The 19,863-nt window shown below is 71.9% G+C and carries 18 protein-coding genes; 9 read left to right on the forward strand and 9 right to left on the reverse strand.

Going from position 1 to position 19,863, the window contains the following annotated elements; genetic code table 11:
• The first annotated feature begins 151 nt into the window (after positions 1–151).
• Positions 152–427 carry a GlsB/YeaQ/YmgE family stress response membrane protein gene (locus IG74_RS0131305; RefSeq protein WP_030684223.1) on the forward strand — a complete coding sequence of 92 codons (276 nt, stop codon included), beginning with the start codon at positions 152–154 and terminating at the stop codon, positions 425–427.
• 115 nt (positions 428–542) lie between these two features.
• Here IG74_RS0131305 and tyrS read toward each other — a convergent pair whose 3' ends face one another.
• The 3 genes from tyrS to IG74_RS0131320 all read right to left on the reverse strand — a co-directional run bounded on the left by tyrS (position 543) and on the right by IG74_RS0131320 (position 4,879).
• A complete protein-coding gene (gene tyrS / locus IG74_RS0131310) occupies positions 543–1,811 on the reverse strand; it encodes a tyrosine--tRNA ligase (protein ID WP_030684224.1) in 1,269 nt (422 codons plus the stop codon).
• A 61-nt stretch (positions 1,812–1,872) separates the two neighbouring features.
• Positions 1,873–3,267 (reverse strand): TldD/PmbA family protein, encoded by a 1,395-nt coding sequence (locus IG74_RS0131315; protein ID WP_030684225.1) that lies wholly within the window; start codon positions 3,265–3,267, stop codon positions 1,873–1,875.
• An 88-nt stretch (positions 3,268–3,355) separates the two neighbouring features.
• Positions 3,356–4,879 carry a TldD/PmbA family protein gene (locus tag IG74_RS0131320; RefSeq protein ID WP_030684227.1) on the reverse strand — a complete coding sequence of 508 codons (1,524 nt, stop codon included), beginning with the start codon at positions 4,877–4,879 and terminating at the stop codon, positions 3,356–3,358.
• 242 nt (positions 4,880–5,121) lie between these two features.
• Between IG74_RS0131320 and fabG the strand changes: the two genes are divergently transcribed.
• From fabG to IG74_RS0131335, 3 genes are all read left to right on the forward strand, one after another.
• Entirely contained in the window at positions 5,122–5,841 is a 720-nt protein-coding gene (gene fabG / locus IG74_RS0131325) for a 3-oxoacyl-[acyl-carrier-protein] reductase (protein ID WP_030684228.1), read from the forward strand.
• A 5-nt stretch (positions 5,842–5,846) separates the two neighbouring features.
• On the forward strand, positions 5,847–6,620 hold the full coding sequence (gene fabI, locus IG74_RS0131330) for an enoyl-ACP reductase FabI (protein WP_030684230.1): 774 nt from the start codon (positions 5,847–5,849) through the stop codon (positions 6,618–6,620).
• A gap of 119 nt (positions 6,621–6,739) precedes the next feature.
• Positions 6,740–7,147, forward strand: coding sequence for a hypothetical protein (locus tag IG74_RS0131335; protein ID WP_030684231.1), 408 nt, complete (start codon positions 6,740–6,742; stop codon positions 7,145–7,147).
• A 12-nt stretch (positions 7,148–7,159) separates the two neighbouring features.
• Here IG74_RS0131335 and IG74_RS0131340 read toward each other — a convergent pair whose 3' ends face one another.
• Positions 7,160–7,852 (reverse strand): FadR/GntR family transcriptional regulator, encoded by a 693-nt coding sequence (locus tag IG74_RS0131340; RefSeq protein ID WP_030684232.1) that lies wholly within the window; start codon positions 7,850–7,852, stop codon positions 7,160–7,162.
• Positions 7,853–7,958: 106 nt separating this feature from the next.
• On the opposite strand from IG74_RS0131340, the gene IG74_RS0131345 reads away from it, so the two are divergent.
• The 4 genes from IG74_RS0131345 (at position 7,959) to IG74_RS0131360 (ending at position 10,655) form a co-directional block, all read left to right on the forward strand.
• Positions 7,959–9,404 carry a CynX/NimT family MFS transporter gene (locus IG74_RS0131345; RefSeq protein ID WP_420709969.1) on the forward strand — a complete coding sequence of 482 codons (1,446 nt, stop codon included), beginning with the start codon at positions 7,959–7,961 and terminating at the stop codon, positions 9,402–9,404.
• Between the two features lie 72 nt (positions 9,405–9,476).
• A complete protein-coding gene (locus tag IG74_RS54245) occupies positions 9,477–9,593 on the forward strand; it encodes an SGM_5486 family transporter-associated protein (RefSeq protein WP_107059069.1) in 117 nt (38 codons plus the stop codon).
• 191 nt (positions 9,594–9,784) lie between these two features.
• Positions 9,785–10,006: a hypothetical protein gene (locus tag IG74_RS0131355; protein ID WP_030684234.1), complete on the forward strand. Its 222-nt coding sequence runs from the start codon at positions 9,785–9,787 to the stop codon at positions 10,004–10,006.
• A 130-nt stretch (positions 10,007–10,136) separates the two neighbouring features.
• Entirely contained in the window at positions 10,137–10,655 is a 519-nt protein-coding gene (locus IG74_RS0131360) for a SixA phosphatase family protein (RefSeq protein WP_030684235.1), read from the forward strand.
• A gap of 121 nt (positions 10,656–10,776) precedes the next feature.
• Here the strand turns inward: IG74_RS0131360 and serB are convergent, their stop codons facing one another.
• Positions 10,777–12,045, reverse strand: a complete 1,269-nt coding sequence (serB, locus tag IG74_RS0131365; protein ID WP_051855717.1) for a phosphoserine phosphatase SerB — start codon at positions 12,043–12,045, stop codon at positions 10,777–10,779.
• 214 nt (positions 12,046–12,259) lie between these two features.
• The gene (locus IG74_RS0131370) at positions 12,260–13,855 is read right to left on the reverse strand and encodes a streptophobe family protein (protein ID WP_063761305.1); all 1,596 of its coding nucleotides are present in this window, start codon (positions 13,853–13,855) and stop codon (positions 12,260–12,262) included.
• Positions 13,856–14,162: 307 nt separating this feature from the next.
• Here IG74_RS0131370 and IG74_RS0131375 point away from each other — a divergent pair, with 307 nt between their 5' ends.
• The gene (locus tag IG74_RS0131375) at positions 14,163–16,805 is read left to right on the forward strand and encodes an FHA domain-containing protein (RefSeq protein WP_030684240.1); all 2,643 of its coding nucleotides are present in this window, start codon (positions 14,163–14,165) and stop codon (positions 16,803–16,805) included.
• Between the two features lie 138 nt (positions 16,806–16,943).
• Here IG74_RS0131375 and IG74_RS0131380 read toward each other — a convergent pair whose 3' ends face one another.
• The 3 genes from IG74_RS0131380 to IG74_RS0131390 all read right to left on the reverse strand — a co-directional run bounded on the left by IG74_RS0131380 (position 16,944) and on the right by IG74_RS0131390 (position 19,709).
• Complete coding sequence (locus IG74_RS0131380; protein ID WP_030684241.1) at positions 16,944–17,633, reverse strand: transglycosylase SLT domain-containing protein; 690 nt, start codon at positions 17,631–17,633, stop codon at positions 16,944–16,946.
• A gap of 322 nt (positions 17,634–17,955) precedes the next feature.
• Positions 17,956–19,011, reverse strand: coding sequence for an S-adenosylmethionine:tRNA ribosyltransferase-isomerase (locus IG74_RS0131385; RefSeq protein WP_030684243.1), 1,056 nt, complete (start codon positions 19,009–19,011; stop codon positions 17,956–17,958).
• Entirely contained in the window at positions 19,008–19,709 is a 702-nt protein-coding gene (locus IG74_RS0131390; RefSeq protein ID WP_030684244.1) for an SDR family NAD(P)-dependent oxidoreductase, read from the reverse strand. Before IG74_RS0131390 ends, IG74_RS0131385 begins: the two co-directional genes overlap by 4 nt.
• Positions 19,710–19,863: the final 154 nt, after the last annotated feature.

Genomic DNA, 19,863 nt, shown 5'->3' on the forward strand with positions numbered 1-19,863 from the left:
CCGCACCTGCGCAGTCGCGTAGACCGGGTCCGGCCTCGCCTCCTCGTTCCGGGTGCGTCGCGCCACGTATGGCGGAGCCCGACATGCGCCGTACGGAGGATGGACCGACACTGAGCGTAATGCTCATGTCGGGCCGCTTGAGGAGGCAGCTATGGGCTGGTTGTGGGCGATCATCGTGGGCTTTGTGCTCGGCCTGCTCGCCAAGGCGATCCTGCCGGGGAAACAGCACAGTCCGCTCTGGCTGACGACCGTGTTCGGCATCATCGGCGGCGTGCTCGGCAACTGGATGGCCGCGGGATTCGGCATCGACGAGACCAAGGGCATCGACTGGGGACGGCACGCGCTCCAGCTCGGCGCGGCGCTCGTGGTCGTGGCGGTGGGCGACATGCTGTACAAGGCCGTCAAGGGCAATAGACAGACGACGTGACGCCGCGGCGGACACGCGTGAGGGGCCGGTCCGCAGGGACCGGCCCCTCCGTCGCGTACGGCTGAGGTCTGCCGCGTACGGCTGATCGGCTGAGGTCAGCCGTGGACGACCGGGGTCAGCCGGCCGTGACCTCCACCGCCGCCAGGTTCTTCTTGCCCCGGCGCAGCACCAGCCAGCGCCCGTGCAGCAGGTCCTCGCGGGCCGGGACGGCGTCCTCGGACGGCACCTTCACGTTGTTCACGTAGGCGCCCCCCTCCTTGACCGTGCGGCGCGCGGCCGACTTGCTCGCCACCAGGCCGACCTCGGCGAGCAGGTCCACGACCGGGCCCGGCTCGGCGACCTGCACGCGCGGCAGCTCGGAGAGCGCCGCGGCCAGCGTCGCCGCGTCCAGATCGGCGAGGTCGCCCTGGCCGAACAGCGCCTTCGACGCGGCGATCACGGCGGCACACTGATCGGCGCCGTGCACCAGCGTCGTCAGCTCCTCGGCGAGCGCGCGCTGCGCCGCCCGTGCCTGCGGACGCTCCGCCGTCTGCGCCTCAAGGTCCTCCAGCTCCTCGCGGGTCCGGAAGGAGAGGATGCGCAGGTAGCGGGAGATGTCCCGGTCGTCCACGTTCAGCCAGAACTGGTAGAACGCGTACGGCGTCGTCATCTCCGGGTCGAGCCAGACGGCGCCGCCCTCGGTCTTGCCGAACTTGGTGCCGTCCGCCTTGGTCATCAGCGGCGTGGCGATGGCGTGCACCGCCGCGTCCGGCTCCAGGCGGTGGATCAGGTCGATGCCCGCCGTGAGGTTGCCCCACTGGTCGGAGCCGCCGGTCTGCAGCACGCAGCCGTGGCGCCGGTACAGCTCCAGGAAGTCCATGCCCTGGAGCAGCTGGTAGCTGAATTCGGTGTAGCTGATGCCCTCCTGCGACTCCAGGCGGCGGGCCACGGACTCCTTGGTGAGCATCTTGTTCACGCGGAAGTGCTTGCCGATGTCCCGCAGGAACTCGATCGCGGACATGCCCGCGGTCCAGTCCAGGTTGTTCACCATCACCGCGGCGTTCTCGCCCTCGAAGGACAGGAACGGCTCGATCTGCGCCCGCAGGCGGCCCACCCAGCCCGCGACCGTCTCCGGGTCGTTCAGGGTGCGCTCGGCCGTCGGGCGCGGGTCGCCGATCTGCCCCGTGGCGCCGCCCACCAGGGCCAGCGGGCGGTGGCCCGCGAGCTGGAGGCGGCGCACGGTCAGGACCTGCACCAGATGCCCGACGTGCAGGCTGGCCGCGGTCGGGTCGAAGCCGCAATAGAACGTGACGGGACCGTCCGCGAGCGCCTTGCGCAGTGCCTCTTCGTCGGTGGACTGGGAGAACAGTCCCCGCCACTTCAGCTCGTCGACGATGTCCGTCACAGGTCTCTTGTCTCCTCGGGAGTGAATCGGTACGTGCACCTCAGGGGTGCGGTCTACGAGGTTATACGCCCTGGCTGACCGAACTCATATTGAAATCCGGGACCCGCAGCGCGGGCATGGCCGCCCGGGTGAAGTAGTCGCCCCACTCGCGCGGCAGCGTCTTCTCCGTACGGCCCGCCTCACCGGCCCGCGACAGCAGGTCCACGGGCGACTCGTTGAACCGGAAGTTGTTCACCTCGCCGACCACCTCGCCGTTCTCCACCAGGTACACGCCGTCCCTGGTCAGGCCCGTGAGCAGCAGCGTCGCCGGGTCGACCTCGCGGATGTACCACAGGCAGGTCAGCAGCAGGCCGCGCTCGGTGGCCGCGACCATCTCGTCCAGGGAGCGGTCCGAGCCGCCCTCAAGGATGAGGTTGTCGATCGCCGGGGCCACCGGCAGACCGGTCAGGGCGGCGCTGTGCCGCGTGGTGATCAGGTGCTTCAGCTCACCGTCGCGCACCCAGTCGGTGGGGGTGAGCGGCAGGCCGTTGTCGAAGGCCGACGCGTCGTCGCCCGAGGCGTGCGCGAGCACGAAGGGCGCCGCCTCCAGGCCCGGCTCGTTCGGGTCGCTGCGCAGCGTGAGCGGCAGCGGGGCGAGCCGCTCGCCGACGCGGGTGCCGCCGCCCGGCTTGGAGAACACCGTGCGGCCCTCCGCCGCGTCCCGGGCCGCCGACGACCACAGCTGGTAGATCAGCAGATCGGCCACCGCGGTCGGCGGAAGGAGCGTCTCGTAGCGCCCGGCGGGCAGCTCCACGCGCCGCTGAGCCCAGGCCAGGCGCTGCGCGAGCTCCTCGTCGAGCGCCGCCGGGTCGACGTCCTTGAAGTCGCGCGTGGCCCGGCCCGCCCAGGCCGAGCGGGTGCGGTCCGGGGACTTCGCGTTCAGCTCCAGGGTGCCGCTCGGCTGGTCGTGGCGCAGCCGCAGGCCCGTCGACGTCCCCAGGTAGCTGGTGGTCAGCTCGTGGTTGGCGAAGCCGTACAGCTCGCGGCCGCCCGCCCGGGCGCGGGCGAAGGCCTCGCCGAGCGCCGGCGCGAAGTCCGCGAAGACGGCCGAGGACGTCTCGGCGGGCCCGTCCATGAAGTCCGGGGCGGCCGGGGCGCCGGTCACCAGGGGCTGCGCGTCCTCGGCGGGCCCGGCCGCGCGCGCCGCGGCCTCGGCGGCCCGCACCAGCGGCTCCAGGTCGTCCGCCGTCACCGCCGAGCGCGAGACGACGCCGGACGCGGTGCCCTTGGCCCCGTCGACCGTGGCGATCACGGTGAGGGTGCGGCCCCGGGTGACGCCGTTGGTGGTCAGGGCGTTGCCCGCCCAGCGCAGGTTCGCCGTCGACTCCTCGTCGGCGATCACCACGCAGCCGTCGGCGGTGGACAGCTCCAGGGCCCGCTCGACGATCTCGTGCGGCTTGCTCGTACGACGGCTCATCGCCCGGCCTCCTGCGTGGTGTTGAGACGGTGCTTTCCCGGGGGATAACCCCCGGACCCCCAGCCGATTCCGTGGGTGCCGCAGTTGATCATCGCCCGGCCTCCTGCGTGGTGTTGAGGATGTTGACGCCCTGGAAGAGGGCGGAGGGGCAGCCGTGGGAGACCGCGGCGACCTGGCCCGGCTGGGCCTTGCCGCAGTTGAAGGCGCCGCCGAGGACGTACGTCTGCGGGCCGCCGACGGCCGTCATCGAGCCCCAGAAGTCGGTGGTGGTCGCCTGGTAGGCGACGTCGCGCAGCTGCCCGGCGAGCCGCCCGTTCTCGATCCGGTAGAAGCGCTGTCCGGTGAACTGGAAGTTGTACCGCTGCATGTCGATGGACCACGACCGGTCGCCCACGACGTAGATGCCGCGCTCCACGCCGCTGATCAGGTCGTCCGTGGACAGGCCCGCCGGATCCGGCTTCAGCGAGACGTTCGCCATGCGCTGGACCGGCACGTGCGCGGGGGAGTCCGCGTACGCGCAGCCGTTGGAGCGCTCGAAGCCGGTGAGCCTGGCGATGCGCCGGTCCAGCTGGTAGCCGACGAGCGTGCCGTCCTTGACCAGGTCCCAGGACTGCGCGGCCACGCCCTCGTCGTCGTACCCGATGGTCGCGAGGCCGTGCTCGGCGGTCCGGTCGCCGGTGACGTTCATCAGGGACGAGCCGTACGCCAGCTTGCCGAGCTGGTCGAAGGTGGCGAAGGAGGTGCCCGCGTACGCCGCCTCGTAGCCGAGGGCGCGGTCCAGCTCCGTGGCGTGGCCGATGGACTCGTGGATCGTCAGCCACAGATTGGAGGGGTCGACCACCAGGTCGTACAGACCGGGCTGCACGCTCGGCGCGCGCATCTTCTCCGCCAACTGCGTGGGAATCAGGGCGAGCTCGGCATCCCAGTCCCAGCCCGTGCCGGTCAGGTACTCCCAGCCACGGCCGGCCGGCGGCGCGACGGTCCGCATGGAGTCGAACTCGCCGGTCGACTCGTCCACCGCGTGCGCCGTCAGCTGCGGGTGCAGCCGTACGCGCTGCTGCGTGGTGACCGTGCCCGCCGTGTCCGCGTAGAACTTGTTCTCGTGGACGGTGAGCAGCGAGGCGTCCACGTGCGCGACCCCGTCGGCGGCCAGCAGCCGCGCGCTCCAGTCCGCGAGCAGCCCCGTCTTCTCCTCGTCCGGGACCGAGAAGGGGTCGATCTCGTACGCGGACACCCACGTGCGGTCCGCGTGCACCGGCTCGTCGGCGAGCTCCACCTGCTCGTCGGACCCGGCCGCCTTGATGACCTGGGCCGACAGCTTGGCCATCGCCACGGCCTGGGAGGCGACGCGCGCCGCCGCGTCCATGGTCAGGTCGACGCCCGAGGCGAAGCCCCAGGTGCCGCCGTGCACCACCCGCACCGCGTACCCCAGGTCCGTGGTGTCGTGGGACGCGGCGGGCTTGGCGTCCCGCAGCCGCCAGGCGGCGCTGCGCACCCGCTCCAGGCGGAAGTCCGCGTGCTCGGCGCCGAGCGCCCGCGCGCGGGCGAGCGCCGCGTCGGCGAGCGCCCGCAGCGGCAGCGCCGTGAAGGCTTCATCGATGGAATGAGGCACGGAACGTCTCCCTGCTGTCATCTGCGGTCGGCTCCGGTCCGCCGCCGTCTGCTCCGGTCCACGGCCACCCCCGGGCACCGGTCATGTCCGATCATCGCGTGCGAACCGGCCGCTCGGCCATACCTTTCTGTAGGGATCCAACAGCGAGTCATCTGCGCCACTGTCGGACGCCGATTCTCCGGATCGCCTGCGGGACCGATAGGTTTCCGAGAGACCACACAGTCAAGGAGAAGGGTGATCCCTTGAGCCGCTCGGTTCTCGTCACCGGAGGAAACCGGGGCATCGGCCTCGCCATCGCCCGCGCGTTCGCCGACGCCGGCGACAAGGTGGCGATCACCTACCGCTCGGGTGAGCCGCCCAAGGACCTCACCGCGGCCGGGGTGCTCGCCGTCAAGTGCGACATCACCGACGCCGAGCAGGTGGAGCAGGCCTACAAGGAGATCGAGGAGAAGCACGGCCCCGTCGAGGTCCTCGTTGCGAACGCGGGCATCACCAAGGACCAGCTTCTGATGCGCATGTCCGAGGACGACTTCACGTCCGTCCTCGACACCAACCTCACCGGCACCTTCCGTGTCGTGAAGCGGGCCAACCGCGGCATGCTGCGCGCCAAGAAGGGCCGCGTCGTCCTCATCTCCTCCGTCGTCGGGCTCTACGGCTCGGCGGGCCAGGCGAACTACGCCGCCTCCAAGGCGGGCCTGGTCGGCTTCGCCCGCTCGCTCGCCCGCGAGCTGGGGTCACGCAACATCACCTTCAACGTCGTCGCGCCCGGTTTTGTCGACACCGACATGACCCAGGCGCTCACGGACGAGCAGCGCGCGGGCATCGTGGCGCAGGTGCCGCTCGGCCGTTACGCGCAGCCCGAGGAGATCGCCGCCACGGTGCGGTTCCTCACCTCGGACGACGCCTCGTACATCACTGGAGCCGTCATCCCCGTTGACGGCGGATTGGGCATGGGTCACTGATCACCATGAGCGGAATTCTCGACGGCAAGCGGATCCTGATCACGGGTGTGCTGATGGAGTCCTCCATCGCCTTCCACGCTGCCAAGGTCGCGCAGGAGCAGGGTGCCGAGGTCATCCTGACCGCCTTCCCGCGGCCCACGCTCACCGAGCGCATCGCCAAGAAGCTGCCCAAGCCCGCCAAGGTCATCGAGCTCGACGTCACCAACGAGGAGCACCTCGGCCGCCTCGAGGGCGTGGTCCGCGAGGAGCTCGGCGGCCTCGACGGCGTCGTCCACTCCATCGGCTTCGCCCCGCAGGACGCGCTCGGTGGCAACTTCCTGAACACGCCGTTCGAGTCGGTGGCCACGGCCATGCACGTCTCGGCGTTCTCCCTGAAGTCGCTGACCATGGCCCTGCTGCCGCTGATGCCGGAGGAGGAGGGCGGCGCGGTCGTCGGCCTGACCTTCGACGCGCAGTTCGCCTGGCCGCAGTACGACTGGATGGGTCCGGCCAAGGCCGCCCTCGAGGCCACCAACCGCTACCTGGCGCGTGACCTGGGCCCGCGGAACATCCGCTGCAACCTCGTCTCCGCCGGCCCCATCGGCTCCATGGCCGCCAAGTCCATCCCGGGCTTCGGCGAGCTGGCCAAGGTCTGGGACAGCCGTTCCCCGCTCCAGTGGGACATGGCCGACCCGGAGCCCGCGGGCCGCGGCATCGTCGCGCTGCTCTCGGACTTCTTCCCGAAGACCACGGGCGAGATCATCCACGTCGACGGCGGCGTGCACATGATGGGTGCCTGATCACCCCTGCTCACCCCTGACGCGTCGACGCCCCGTTCCCGCAGTGCGCGGGGGCGGGGCGTCGCCCGTTCGGCCCCGCTGGCCGGGCGGCGCCGGGGTGGGGCCGCGCACCCTGGAGTGTGCGCTGGTCACCCGGTGCGGCGCTCGCCGCTCTCGCCCTCCTGATCACCCTGCCGTACGACGCCGTGTCCCACGCGTCCGCGCAGCGTGCGCGGGAGCAAGCGGATGCCGCGGAGAGCGCGGAAAGCGCGGAGAGCGCTGTCCCTGCCTCGTCCCCGCGTCCGGCCGCGGCGGACCGGCCGTTCGGCGCGGAGTGCCGCAGCAACGTCGTCCGTTCCCAGGTCGTCGCGTACTGCCACAACCCGTACCCCGAGGCCGACCGGCTGCGGCTGCACATCGAGTGCGACCGGTGGTGGGACATCGACAGCGACAGCCGACCGGTCACGGCCGGGCCCGCCAGGACGGTGCGGCTCACCGGCCGCTGCTGGAAAGAGGTCCGCTCGGTGTGGATCAGCCACCAGCGCTGAGGCCGGAGGCGCTCAGCCGTCGGTGCCGTCGGTGAGCCGCTCCGGGTGGCACAGGTAGGGGTAGCTGGCCGCCTCGGCGGCCGCCGCGTCCCCGTCCCGCGCGCGGATCGCCTCGACCAGCCGGCCGTGGTCCATGTACGCCGCGGGCGTCAGCTCCTTGCCGATGTCCTCGCGCAGCCAGTCCCGCAGCACCTCGCCCAGATCCGCGTACAGGGCGATCAGGACGTCGTTGTGGGACGCGGCCACCACCGCCATGTGCAGGGTCGCGTCGGCCGCCACGAACGCCTCGGCGACGCCCGAGGACCAGGCCTCCTCGCGGCGCGCCAGCAGGGTGTCCAGCTGCTTCAGGTCACGCTCCGTGCGCCGCTCGGCGGCGAGCTTCGCGGCGCTCGACTCCAGCGTGGCGCGCAGCTCCGCGATGTGCCGCGGATCGGCGTCGGCGAACCTGCGCTGCATCACGCCCGCCAGCTCGCTGGTCGCGACCACGTACGTGCCCGAGCCCTGCCGGATGTCGAGCAGGCCGTTGTGGGCGAGCGCGCGCACGGCCTCACGGACCGTGTTCCTGGCCACGCCCAGCTGCTCGACCAGCTCGGGCTCGGTGGGGATGCGGGAGCCGACCGGCCACTCGCCCGACGAGATCTGATGACGCAGAGCGGCGATGACCTGCTCGGACAGTGCTGAGCGGCGCGGTGTGGTCAGCGGCATGTGCTTCCTTCGGCGACGGCTGCGGCGATTTCCTCGGGCCCGGCGGGCTGGACTGGCCCGGTGGACCCGTTGAAGATTGGACAGGCAATCATCCCATGATTCTATGATGTCTCTCATGGTCAGTGAGGAAGCGGATACGACACGCGGGACGATGACACCACCGGGCCCGGCCGGGGCTGCCGTGCGGCAGGCGGTCGCCGCTGCGGGCGGCTCGGCGGGCGGTTCTGTGGACGGCTCCACGGACGGTTCCACGAACGGCTCCACGGGTGTGAGCGGTGGTGGGGCGGCGCGCGGCGCCGCGCACGCGCCGGTCGAGCGGGGTGGAACGACCGCCACGCGCACGTGGGCGACGCGACTCGTCATCGTCGGCATCGTCCTCGCCGCCCTCAACCTCCGGCCCGCCATCACCAGCCTCGGCGCGCTGCTCGAAGAGGTGCGGGACGGGCTCGGCATGAGCGGCACCCTCGCGGGCCTCCTGACCTCCGTGCCGCCGCTGTGCTTCGCGCTCTTCGGCAGCCAGGCCCCGCGCCTGGCCCGGCGCTTCGGGTCCGGCGCGGTGGTCTGCGCGGGCATGGTCGCGATAGCCACCGGCCTGCTGATCCGCCCCTTCATCGGCGGCACCGCGGGCTTCCTGGCCGCCACCGCGTTCGCCCTCATGGGTATCGCCGTCAGCAACGTCCTGATGCCCGTCATCGTCAAGCGCTGGTTCCCCGACCGCGTCGGCTCGATGACCGGCCTGTACTCGATGGCCCTCGCGCTCGGCACCTCGCTGGCAGCCGCGGTCACCGTGCCCCTGACCGACGCGCTCGGCGGCAGCTGGCGCACCGGGCTCGCCGTCTGGGCGGCCCTCGCGGTCGTCGCCGTCGTGCCGTGGCTGCCGCTGGTGCGCGAACGCGGCACCGAGGCGGGCACCGCCGAGCGGGTCCCGGCCGCCGTCCGGCGCGAGGACGACGCGCTGCGCATCACCCACAGCCGTACGGCGTGGGCCCTCGCCTGCTTCTTCGGACTCCAGGCCACCGCCGCGTACATCACCATGGGCTGGCTGCCGCAGATCTTCCGGGACGCGGGCGTGCCCGCGAGCGAGGCCGGGGTGCTGCTCGCCGTCACGATGGCCATGGGCGTGCCGCTCGCCTTCGTGATCCCGCGCGTGGCGACCCGGCTGCCCCACCAGGGCCCCGTCGTGATCGTCCTCGGCGCCTGCGGCATCGCCGGATACGCGGGCCTGTACCTCGCCCCTGCGGGCGGCGCCTGGGCGTGGGCGCTGCTGTGCGGCATCTCCAACTGCGCCTTCCCGCTCGCGCTCACCATGGTCGGCATGCGCGCCAAGAGCAGCGCGGGCGTGGCCAAGCTCTCCGCCTTCGCGCAGAGCACCGGCTATCTGATCTCGATTCCTGGCCCGCTCCTGGTGGGCGTGCTCTACCAGCACAGCGGCGGCTGGGGCCTGCCGCTCGCGCTCATGGCGGGCCTGATGGTGCCGCAGATCGCGGTCGGCTTCCTGGCGGGCCGCGATCGCACCATCGAGGACGAGGTGGCGGCGAGGGCGGCGGCCTGACCCGATGCCACCCGGGGCCGGGCCGCGCACCCCGAGGGCGGGCCCACGGGCCGGGGGTGGGAGACTTGCCGCATGCCAGTGCTCGACCCGAACCCCCAGAACGGCCAGAAGAAGCTCCTCATCGTGCTCGGCGCGATGCTGGCCATCACCGTGATCATCGGGATCATCGCGTCCATCGCCTCGCCCTGAGGCCCTGCCGGATCGTCGGCGAACAAGCCCTCCCGAGCGGGATGGTGGTGCTAGCCCCACCATCCCCTAGGGGGTCAGTGTCAGGGTTAACTGGGTGGATCACCGGATGGGCCGAGAGGCCGGAACTCCGTAACTTCGAGATGTGGCCGCGACGACGCGGCCGGGAGCACTCGAACGTTCTTGGAGGCGGCATGTCGGTCCGTGCGCACACCCGACGCGACCCGGCGGAGCGGGCGGAGCCTGCCGCCGTCGAGATCCAGCTCCCGTGGTGGGCCATCGCCCTGCCCGCGATCGCCTTCGCCGCCCTGCTCCTGCTGATACTGAACCCGGTGGACGCCCACGCGGCGAGCGGCGAGCCCGTCGTCACCCACCTCTTCGAGCGCGTCAAGGCCGTGCTCGCCGCCCTCCAGTGAGGCCGTTCGTGCCTGGTCGCGGGCGGGCGCCCCACCTCAGGAGACACGTGGTGAACGCCCTGTCACCCCTGCCGGGAGAGCCCGCCAACTCCCTGCGCCCGATGGCGTGTTTCATGCGAAGCTGGGACGCATGAGCGTCGCAGATCCCCGCAGGATTGTCCTTTTCCGGCACGCGAAGGCCGACTGGCCCCAGGTGTCCGACCACGAGCGCCCGCTCGCCGAGCGCGGCCGCAAGGACGCCCCCGTCGCCGGCCGCAAACTCGCCGAGACCGGAATCGCCTTCGACCTGGCCCTGTGCTCGACCGCCGTCAGGACCCGCGAGACCTGGAAGCTCGCCGTCCAGGAACTCCCGCAGCGCCCCCGGACGGTGTACGAGGACCGGGTCTACGAAGCCTCCCCCGGCGAGCTGATCGCCGTGCTCAACGAAACCCCGGACGACGTGCGCGACCTGATCCTCATCGGGCACAACCCCGGCGTCCACGGCCTCGCCGACGTCCTCGCCGGGGAGGCGGAGGGCGACGCCCAGGTGCGGATGAACCGCCGCGGCTTCCCGACGTCGGCGTTCGCCGTCCTGACGTACACCGGCTCGTGGAAGGGGCTCGAGCCCGGCACGGCGACGCTGGTGGACTACTGGGCGCCGTCCGAATAGCGGCGCGGCACGCCCCGCCGACCCACGCGGAGGGCCCGGCACCCCAGGGGTGCCGGGCCCGACCCGTACCGGCCACGCGGCGCCCGGCGCCGCGCCGGCCGACCGCTGCCGCTCGTGGTGCCTACTCGTGGTCCAGATGCATGTCCGCGGCCTCGACCTCTTCGCGGGTGACACCGAGCAGATACAGGACGGTGTCGAGGAACGGCACGTTGACGGCCGTGTGGGCGGCCTCGCGGACCATCGGCTTGGCGTTGAACGCGACGCCGAGACCGGCGGCGTTGAGCATGTCGAGGTCGTTCGCGCCGTCGCCGATCGCGACGGTCTGCTCCAGCGGGACGCCCGCCTCCTGGGCGAAGCGGCGCAGCAGCCGGGCCTTGCCCGCGCGGTCCACGACCTCGCCGGTCACCTTGCCGGTGAGCCTGCCGTCGACGATCTCCAGGGTGTTGGCGTGGGCGAAGTCCAGGCCGAGACGTTCCTTGAGATCGTCCGTGACCTGGGTGAAGCCACCGGAGACCACGCCGACCTGGTAGCCGAGGCGCTTGAGGGTGCGGATGAGCGTCCGCGCGCCGGGGGTGAGCCGCACCTCCGAGCGGACCTTGTCCACCACCGAGGCGTCGAGCCCCTCGAGGAGGGCGACGCGTGCGTGCAGCGACTGCTCGAAGTCCAGCTCGCCGCGCATCGCGGCCGCCGTCACCTCCGCGACCTCCTGCTCGCAGCCCGCGTGCGCGGCGAAGAGCTCGATCACCTCGTCCTGGATCAGCGTCGAGTCGACGTCCATCACGACCAGGCGCTGCGCGCGGCGGTGCAGCCCCGCGGCGACGACCGCGACGTCGACGCCGAGCGCCGCGGCCTCCAGTGCGAGCGCCGTGCGCAGGGGCTCGGTCTCCGTGCCGGACACCGCGAACTCCACCGCCGTGACGGGGTACTTGGCGAGCCGGAAGATGCGGTCGATGTTCCCGCCGGTCGCCGTGATGTTCGCGGCGATCGCGGCGGTCGACTCGGCGGTGAGCGGGTGGCCGAGCACCGTCACATGGGACCGGCCGAGGCCGCGCGGGCGGTTGTCGCCGCGGCCCGAGATGATCTCGGCCTGGAGGTTCATGGAGTCCGCCCAGGAGTGGACGGTGGCCCGCAGATCTCCTTCGAGGCTGAGCGGCGGCTCGGTGACCAGCGCGCACAGCACTATCCGGCCCCGGGTGACGACCTGCTCGATGTCGACGACGTCCACGGAGTACGCGGCGAGCGTGTCGAAGAGGCCGGCGGTGATGCCCGGGCGGTCCTTGCCGAAGATCTTGACGAGCAGAGTGGGGAGATCAGCGTTGGCGCCCGCCGGCGAGGGGGTGCCGGGCGGCGCGGTGGCGCCGGAGGGCGCGGGGGGCGTGGAGGCACTCATGGTGATCCCCACGGTAGCTGGCGGCGCGGGCCGGGTGACGGGGGTGTCCGGCTGCCGGACACCCCCGGGCACCCTTGTTCATCCCCCGGCCCCACCCTGCTCGCCCTGGCCCCGCTTCCCGGTCACTCCCCGGATTCGAGGGGGCGCTCTGCCCGGTTGTGCGAAGCCCGGTCCCGGCAGGGGGGCGAGTGGGCGGGACCACACCGACGGGGCGTCAGGGCCTTCGCTTCGGGGGTGGCGGTGGCGGTGGGGGAGGAGGCGGTGGCGTCGGCCACTCCCGCGCCCCCCGCCGCCCCGTCTCCGCCCGCGGCGGCCGGTACGGCGTGCTCTGCCGGTAGGGCCCCGGCACCTGTGCCGTCTCCGGCGCCCCCGCCGCGTCCAGGGCCAGCGGCGCCACCCGGCCCCCCGCCGCCCCGGTCGCCCGCGCGAGCAGCGCCCCGGCCGCCCCGGCCCCGGCTCCCCACGCCGCGCCGAGGAGCGCGGCCATCGCCAGGTTCCCGCGCAGTTCGATGCCCCCGCCGAACGCGTCGATGCCGAGGACGGAGAGGGAGGCGTTCGCGGACACCTTGGTCAGCCAGGCCATCAGCGGCAGCGCCACGGCCGTGACCGCCCCGAGCGGCAGCGCGCACCGCGCGACGAACCGGGCCAGACCCCCCGAGTCCGCCGCGGCCCGTGCCAGCGGGCTGCGTACCGCCGTGAGCACCCCCGCGAACAGCATCATCACCACGGTCGCGACCCCCAGCAGCCACACCCGCCCGTCGAGTTCGGCGAGCCGCCCGAGCGTCAGGGGCTTGTCGGAGTCGCGCAGCAGATCGTCCACCGGGTCCGGCAGGAACTGCGTCAGGGCGCCCGTGGCCTCGCCGTCGTAGGGGACGAAGAGGCCGACGGGCAGGCCGAGGAACACGCCGTTGGGGGCGCCGAGGAGCGCGCCGCCCACGACCCGCTTCGGGTGATCGTCGCCGATCGCCGCGTACGCCGCGGCGGCGAGCCCCGCGACGACGGCCATCAGCACGACCGCGACGAGGGCGGACGCCGCGGGCCGCAGCAGCCGGTGGACGGCCTCGAAGCCGGGCGGCAGCGGTGTCCTGCGGGACGCGAGCAGCGCGATGAGCAGCACCACGACCGTCCAGATCGCGCCACCGAGCAGCGTGGCGCCGGTGTCGACGGTGAAGCCGACCGCGGCCTTGGCGTCGACGAGGTCGCGCAGGCGGTCCGGCAGCAGCCCGCCGATGTCCCCGATGCCACCGATGTCCTTGAGGCCGTCGGGAATCCGGTCGCCGATGCCTCCGGGAAGGTCGTCGAGCCCTTTGTCGATTCCCTTGTCAATTCCTTTGTCGATGCCCAGCTGTTCGCCGTTGATCGTGATGATGTCGTGACCGGCCCAGGCGAGCCCGCCGAGCATGGCGACGAAGAGAGCGATCACCGCGCCCGCGCGCGCCGCGAGTTCGGCGGGTGAGATCACAACTCCCGCGCCGCGCAGGGAACGTAAAAAGAAGTAGGAGAGCAGGACCGCGCCGACGAGACCCACGCCCAAGGGGGCGACGTCAATGGCTGTGGTCGCCTCGGCACCCTTGAGACCGAAGGCCGACACATCACCGGATGGGGTGATGGAGCCGCCGACGCCCAGGGCGATCGCCGCCGCCGTCATCGGCCCGAGCGACGCCGCGGCGTCCGCGCCGAGCAGGTGCAGACCAAGTGCCGCCGTCCCTGCCATGCCGATCAACGCCCAGCTGACCGCCGCGATCGCGGAGAGCAGTACGTCCCCCCAGGGCACGCTCCGCCGCCCGCCCTCGTACCCGCCGCTCACCATCAGACCCCCGAGCTCGCCGCGCGTCGCCCTCGGCGCGCGGACGCACGGGCACGGGCGATATCGACGACATGGGTGACATGGTCGATATGTGCGGCATGCTCGCGATCCGTACTCGCTGAGAGCCCTTACCACTTTCCGAGGCGATATCTGCCCCGTCAACGGGGCAGTCATAGTGGCCCGTACGCAGTCTTCACAAGGCCCGACTTTCGGTCAGTGGCCTCCGCCTGAAATAGTTCCCCCCGATGTTCGACATCCCTAGACTCCCCATGATGGGGGCAACTCGGGGGACAACTCAGTGGGGCATGGAGTGCCGGAACTCGTACTGGAATTGAATGGCAGGTCCTGGACGCTTGATGCGTCCCGGTCCTACACCCTCGGACGCGATCCGCAGGGTGACATCGCGCTTGACGACGCCAGGGTCTCCTGGCGGCACGCGACGATCAGCTGGAGCGGCCGGAGCTGGGTCATCGAGGACCACGGCTCCACCAACGGCACCTTCGTGCAGGGTCAGCGGATCCACCAGATGGAAATCGGCCCCGGGTCGGCGGTCCATCTGGGCAACGCGACCGACGGGCCGCAGCTCGTCCTCTCCGGCGGCGCACCCGGCGCCGCCGCCGCGGCCGTGTCCGCGCCGGGCGCGCAGCAGCAGGCGCAGCACGGCTCGCCGCAGGCGCAGCACGCGCCGCCGCAGCAGGCCCCTGGCCAGGCAGGACTCGGCCATCAGGAGGCCCCGGGCTGGGCGGCACAGCCGCAGCACCAGGCGCCGCAGTATCAGCAGCACCAGCAGCAGATGCCGCAGCAGCAGGCCTGGCAGCAGCCGCAGCAGCACCAGGCGCCGCAGCCGCAGCACGCGCAGGTGCCGTCACAGCAGGGCCCGGGCGCGGGCGTGGGAGCCGGTGGCGCGGCGGGGGCCCCGCCGGTCTACGGCGACCGCAGCCCGACCACGTACCACCAGTTCGCGCTTGGCCGAAAGATGCGCATCGGCCGCGCCCTGGAGAACGAGCTGGTGGTCTCCGACCTCCAGGTCTCGCGACACCACGCCGAGTTCACCTCGACGCCCGACGGCCGCTTCGAACTGCGCGACCTCGGCTCGCACAACGGCACGTACGTCAACGGCATGCCGATCGCGAAGTCGTCGACGGTCCTCATCGGCCCGAACGACATCGTCGGCGTCGGTCACTCGACGTTCCGCCTGGTCGGGGACCGGCTCGAGGAGTTCGTCGACACCGGTGACGTCTCCTTCTCGGCGCGCCACCTGACCGTCACGGTCGACGGTGGCAAGCAGATCCTCAAGGACGTCTCCTTCGGCGTCCCGGAGAAGTCGCTGATCGCGGTCATCGGCCCGTCGGGCTCCGGCAAGTCCACCCTGCTCAAGGCGCTGACCGGCTACCGGCCCGCCAACCAGGGCGACGTCCTCTACGACAACCGGAACCTGTACAAGCAGTTCGCCGAGCTGCGCCAGCGCATCGGTCTGGTCCCGCAGGACGACATCCTGCACAAGGAGCTGACCGTCAACAAGGCGCTCACGTACGCGGCCAAGCTCCGCTTCCCCGCGGACACCAGCAACCAGGAGCGCCAGCAGCGCATAGGCGAGGTCCTGCGCGAGCTGAAGCTCGACATCCACAAGGACAAGAAGGTCACCTCCCTCTCCGGTGGCCAGCGCAAGCGCGTCTCGGTCGCCCTGGAGCTGCTCACCAAGCCGTCGCTGATCTTCCTGGACGAGCCCACGTCGGGCCTCGACCCGGGCATGGACCGCGACGTCATGCAGCTCCTGCGCGGGCTCGCCGACGACGGCCGCACGGTCCTCGTCGTCACGCACTCCGTCGCCGAGCTGGCGCTGTGTGACAAGCTCCTGGTGATGGCGCCGGGCGGCTCCGTGGCGTACTTCGGTCCGCCCGAGGAGGCCCTGAACTTCTTCGGCTACGACACCTGGGCCGACGTCTTCTCCGCCTTCGAGAACTACCGCGACTACGACTGGGCGGGCCGCTGGAAGGGTTCGCAGCACTACCAGATGTACGCCGCGGACATCGACGCCGTCGCCGCGCAGTCCGTACACATGCCGCCGCCGCAGGCGATCGCGCCGCCCAAGCCGCAGGGCTGGGGCTCGCAGCTGTTCACGCTGATCCGCCGGTACACATCCGTCATCGCGTCCGACAAGGGCTTCATGGCGCTGATGCTGATCCTGCCGGCGGTGCTCGGCGCGGTGAGCCTGCTCATCGACCCGGACAAGGGCCTGCTGCCGGTCGTGAACCCGAAGACCGGCAAGATCATCCCGAACGGCACGGCCACCACGGTCCTGCTGATCCTCGCGGTCGGCGCCTGTTTCGCGGGCGCCGCGAACTCCGTCCGTGAGCTGATCAAGGAGCGGGTGATCTACGAACGGGAGCGCGCGACCGGCCTGTCCCGGTCCGCGTACCTGATGTCCAAGGTCATCGTCCTCGGCGCGATCACCGTGCTGCAGGGCGGGCTCGTCGGCGCGATCGGCTTCTCCACCCGGGAGATCCCGGACAAGGGCTTGGTCCTGGGCAGCCAGGTACTGCTCGAACTCTCCCTGCCGATCATGGCCCTCGGCTTCACCTCGATGATGTTCGGCCTGATCATCTCCGCCCTGGTGAAGACCGCGGAGAAGACCATGCCGCTGCTGGTCATGTTCGCGATCATCCAGGTCGTGTTCACCGGGTGCCTGTTCATCCTGCACGGCACGGTCGGCGTCAATCAGTTCTCGTTCCTGATGCCGTCGCGCTGGGCGGTCGCCGCCGCCGGCACCACGCTGGACTTCAACAGGATCAGCCCCAACCCGGACGACCCGGGCGCCACCGACCCGCTGTGGGACCACGAGGCGGGCGCCTACATGATGGACATGGCCGCCCTGCTCGCCCTCGGCGCGTTCTGCGGCTTCCTCGTGGCGCGCTTCCTGCGCCGCCACGAGCCGGAGGTCATGCGCAAGTAGACCCGCCCGCGCGGCCGCGCGATGAGCGGAGACACGCGCGAGGAGCGGAGACACGAAGAAGGGCGGCACCCCCTGCGGGGTGCCGCCCTTCGGCGTCTGCGAGCGGCCTCCAGGGAGGTCCGATCCTGGAGGTGCGGCTCAGTAGGCGCCGTTGACGTTGTCGATCGAGCCGTACCGGTGGGCCGCGTAGTTGGCGGCGGCGGTGATGTTGGCGACCGGGTCGTAGATGTTCGTCGAGGTGCCCTCGACGTGGTACGCGCTGAACGTCGGCTGGATGACCTGGAGCAGGCCGATCGACGGGGTGCCCTTCTGGGCGTTGATGTCCCAGCCGTTGATGGCGTTCGGGTTGCCCGTGGACTCGCGCATGATGTTGCGGTGCAGGCCCTCGTACGAGCCCGGGATGCCCTTGGACTTCATGATGTCGAGGGACTGGCGGATCCAGCCGTCGAGGTTGTTGGTGTAGACCGGCTTGCGCGCGGCCGCGCGGCTCGCGGCCTCCTTCGCCTTGCGGTCGTCCTCGACCTTCTTCTTCGCCGCGGCCTCGTCCTCGGCCTTCTTCTTCGCGGCGGCGTCCTTGACCCGCTTGTCGGCGTGGGCCTGCTGCTTGCTGACGTTCTCGTGCACGGCCTGCTGCGTCTTGGCGGGCACGGACCAGGCGGCGGCGTGGGCGCCGAGGGCCTCGGTCTGCGTCGTCTCGGTCTGGGAGCTGCCCGGCACGATGGAGAAGGCGAGGGCGGCGGCACCGAGCGTGGCGACACCGGCGATCGAGAACTTCTGGGCCTTGGTCAGGGTCGAGCGACTATGACCAGAGGGGGCGTGCTTGGACATGCGGAGTGGACCTCTTCGTATCGGGAGGTCGCTCTGGCACCGGCGGGGGACAGGTTGCTACCGGCAAAACGCCGCGGTGCGAGGACCGCGGCGCCGAGCGACGGGAGCAATTCTTAGCGGGCGCAAAATTCGGTGGCAAAGGAGTGACATACGATCCGCGATAGTGGATCGGGGGGTGCGCCGCGGGTGCCGATGCCTGTGCTTAGCCCCCCTTTACTGAGGCCTGCCGTCCACTAAGCGGCTTCGTACGTGATGTGCGTCCTATGCGCGGGCTCACATCGAGCGCGTAACAGTTTCACCAGCAGTTGCTGAAGCAATGCGCTCAGTGAGCAAACTCCTCCCGTAGGAGGAGGTGGACGTCGCCGAACTCGTGCCACAGGTAGAGACGGCGTACCGCCTCGGCATAACCCCGCTCCACGGCCGCCCGGCCCGCCACCGCCTCCAGCATCAGCAGATGCGAGGCCTCCGGCTCGTGCAGTCCGGTGAGGAGCCCGCCCACGACCCGCACGCCCCGCTCCGGCGTCACCACCAGGCCGGTGCGCCCCGCCGCCGCCCGCACCACCCCGTCGGGCCCCGCCGCCGACTCCACGGCCCGCACCGCCGTCGTGCCGACCGCGATCACACGGCCCCCACCCGCCCGCGCCGCGTTGATCAACCGCGCCGACGCCTCCGGCACCTCGAACCGCTCCGGATACGGCGGCTCGTGCGCCTCCGGCGACGCCACCCCCGTGTGCAGCCGGACCGGCGCGAACTGCACACCCCGGCTCACGAGCCGCGCCACCAGGCGCGGAGTGAACGGCCGCGCCGCACTCGGCATCTCCGCGCTCCCCGTACCGTCGGCCGACGGCACGGCGAACACCGTCTGGTACACCGACAACGGCTGGTCCCGCTCCGTATAGGAGTAACGAATGGGCCGCCCGTGGCGGCGCAGCAGCCGCGGCACGTCCACCGGCACCCGCGCCCACCACAATCGCCCGCTGTCCGCGCTCAGCGGCTCCTCATATACGAGACGCACCTCCCCGGGGAGCTCGACCACCGCCCCCTCGGGCCCGCCCGCACGCGCGCGCGTGGTGCCCTTCCCGTCGGGCTCCCGCAGCTCCACGGCCCACCGCCCGTCCGGCCCGAGCGTCGAGAAGTGCACCACTACGCGCGCGTGGCCCATCCGCCCGTCGACCGCCGCGGGCAGCGTCGGCGAGGTGTTCACGATGAGCACGTCACCGGCCCGCAGCAGCTCCGGAAGCTCCGTGAAGGCGTGGTGCGACACCGCACCGCCCCGCGACACGAGAAGGCGCACGGAATCCCGGCGAAGACCGTGGCCCCGCTGCTCCACCGGCAGCGCCGCGTCCAGGCCCTCGGGCACCCGCACCACGACCGTCATGACGCCGGGAGCAGCGCGGGGGCCGCGTACCGCCCGCTCGCCGGACGCTCGTCGAGCAGCCGCAGGAACGCCGGCACGACCGTCTCCGGCAGCGGCCGCCCCGAGGCGTCGACGACCGGCACCGCCGCCTGATAGAGGTCCGTCCGCATGTCGCCCGGATCGACGGCCCACACCCGAAGCCCCCGCTCCTCCTCACCGAGCACCGCCGTCAGCTGGTCGAGCGCCGCCTTGGACGCCCCGTACCCGCCCCACGTCTCGTACGCCTCCGCCGCCGCGTCCGAGCTGACGTTGACCACCGCGCCGCCCGCGCGCGAGGCGCGCAACAGCGGCAGCGCCTCCTGCACGAGCCCCAGCGCGGCCACCACGTTCGTCTCCAGGGCCTGCCGCAGGCCGTCCAGCGGCTGCGCCTCCAGCCGGACCAGCGGCTCGGCGCCGAGCGCGCTCGCGTTGTTCACCAGCAGATCGAGTCCGCCGAAGGCGCGCGCCGCCGCCACCAGGGCGGTGCGGTGCCCGGCGTCCGTGACGTCCCCTGAAAAGGCGCGCACGCGCCCGCCACGGCCGCCGAGCTCCCGCGCGGCCTCCTGGAGCACCGCGTCGGTACGCGCGTCCAGGACCAGGTCCCAGCCGCGCTCCGCGAGCGCCGCGGCCAGCGCCCGCCCCAGTCCCTTCGAAGCCCCCGTGATGATCGCAACCGGCATGGCCCGTCCCCTCGTCCCGCCCGGCGCCGCGTCGCGCCCGGTGACCTCACCGTAGGGTAACTGGTTAGGTCTGTGGGGGCTGGTGGGCATGCTGGATCGCCGGGTGGCCCGGGGTTTCAGGAGGTGGTGGGTGTCCAGGGGCTGCCGCGCATGG

The organism is Streptomyces sp. NRRL B-1347 (assembly GCF_000720325.1).
In the GTDB taxonomy this organism is placed as follows: domain Bacteria; phylum Actinomycetota; class Actinomycetes; order Streptomycetales; family Streptomycetaceae; genus Streptomyces.

Coding starts and splice junctions, on each gene's coding strand:
- IG74_RS0131305 (WP_030684223.1), top strand. CDS start 152: ATGGGCTGGTTGTGGGCGATCATCGTGGGCTTTGTGCTCGGCCTGCTC.
- IG74_RS0131315 (WP_030684225.1), bottom strand. CDS start 3,267: ATGAGCCGTCGTACGAGCAAGCCGCACGAGATCGTCGAGCGGGCCCTG.
- fabI (WP_030684230.1), top strand. CDS start 5,847: ATGAGCGGAATTCTCGACGGCAAGCGGATCCTGATCACGGGTGTGCTG.
- IG74_RS0131340 (WP_030684232.1), bottom strand. CDS start 7,852: ATGCCGCTGACCACACCGCGCCGCTCAGCACTGTCCGAGCAGGTCATC.
- IG74_RS0131345 (WP_420709969.1), top strand. CDS start 7,959: ATGTCTCTCATGGTCAGTGAGGAAGCGGATACGACACGCGGGACGATG.
- IG74_RS54245 (WP_107059069.1), top strand. CDS start 9,477: ATGCCAGTGCTCGACCCGAACCCCCAGAACGGCCAGAAGAAGCTCCTC.
- IG74_RS0131355 (WP_030684234.1), top strand. CDS start 9,785: ATGTCGGTCCGTGCGCACACCCGACGCGACCCGGCGGAGCGGGCGGAG.
- IG74_RS0131360 (WP_030684235.1), top strand. CDS start 10,137: ATGAGCGTCGCAGATCCCCGCAGGATTGTCCTTTTCCGGCACGCGAAG.
- serB (WP_051855717.1), bottom strand. CDS start 12,045: ATGAGTGCCTCCACGCCCCCCGCGCCCTCCGGCGCCACCGCGCCGCCC.
- IG74_RS0131370 (WP_063761305.1), bottom strand. CDS start 13,855: ATGGTGAGCGGCGGGTACGAGGGCGGGCGGCGGAGCGTGCCCTGGGGG.
- IG74_RS0131380 (WP_030684241.1), bottom strand. CDS start 17,633: ATGTCCAAGCACGCCCCCTCTGGTCATAGTCGCTCGACCCTGACCAAG.
- IG74_RS0131385 (WP_030684243.1), bottom strand. CDS start 19,011: ATGACGGTCGTGGTGCGGGTGCCCGAGGGCCTGGACGCGGCGCTGCCG.
- IG74_RS0131390 (WP_030684244.1), bottom strand. CDS start 19,709: ATGCCGGTTGCGATCATCACGGGGGCTTCGAAGGGACTGGGGCGGGCG.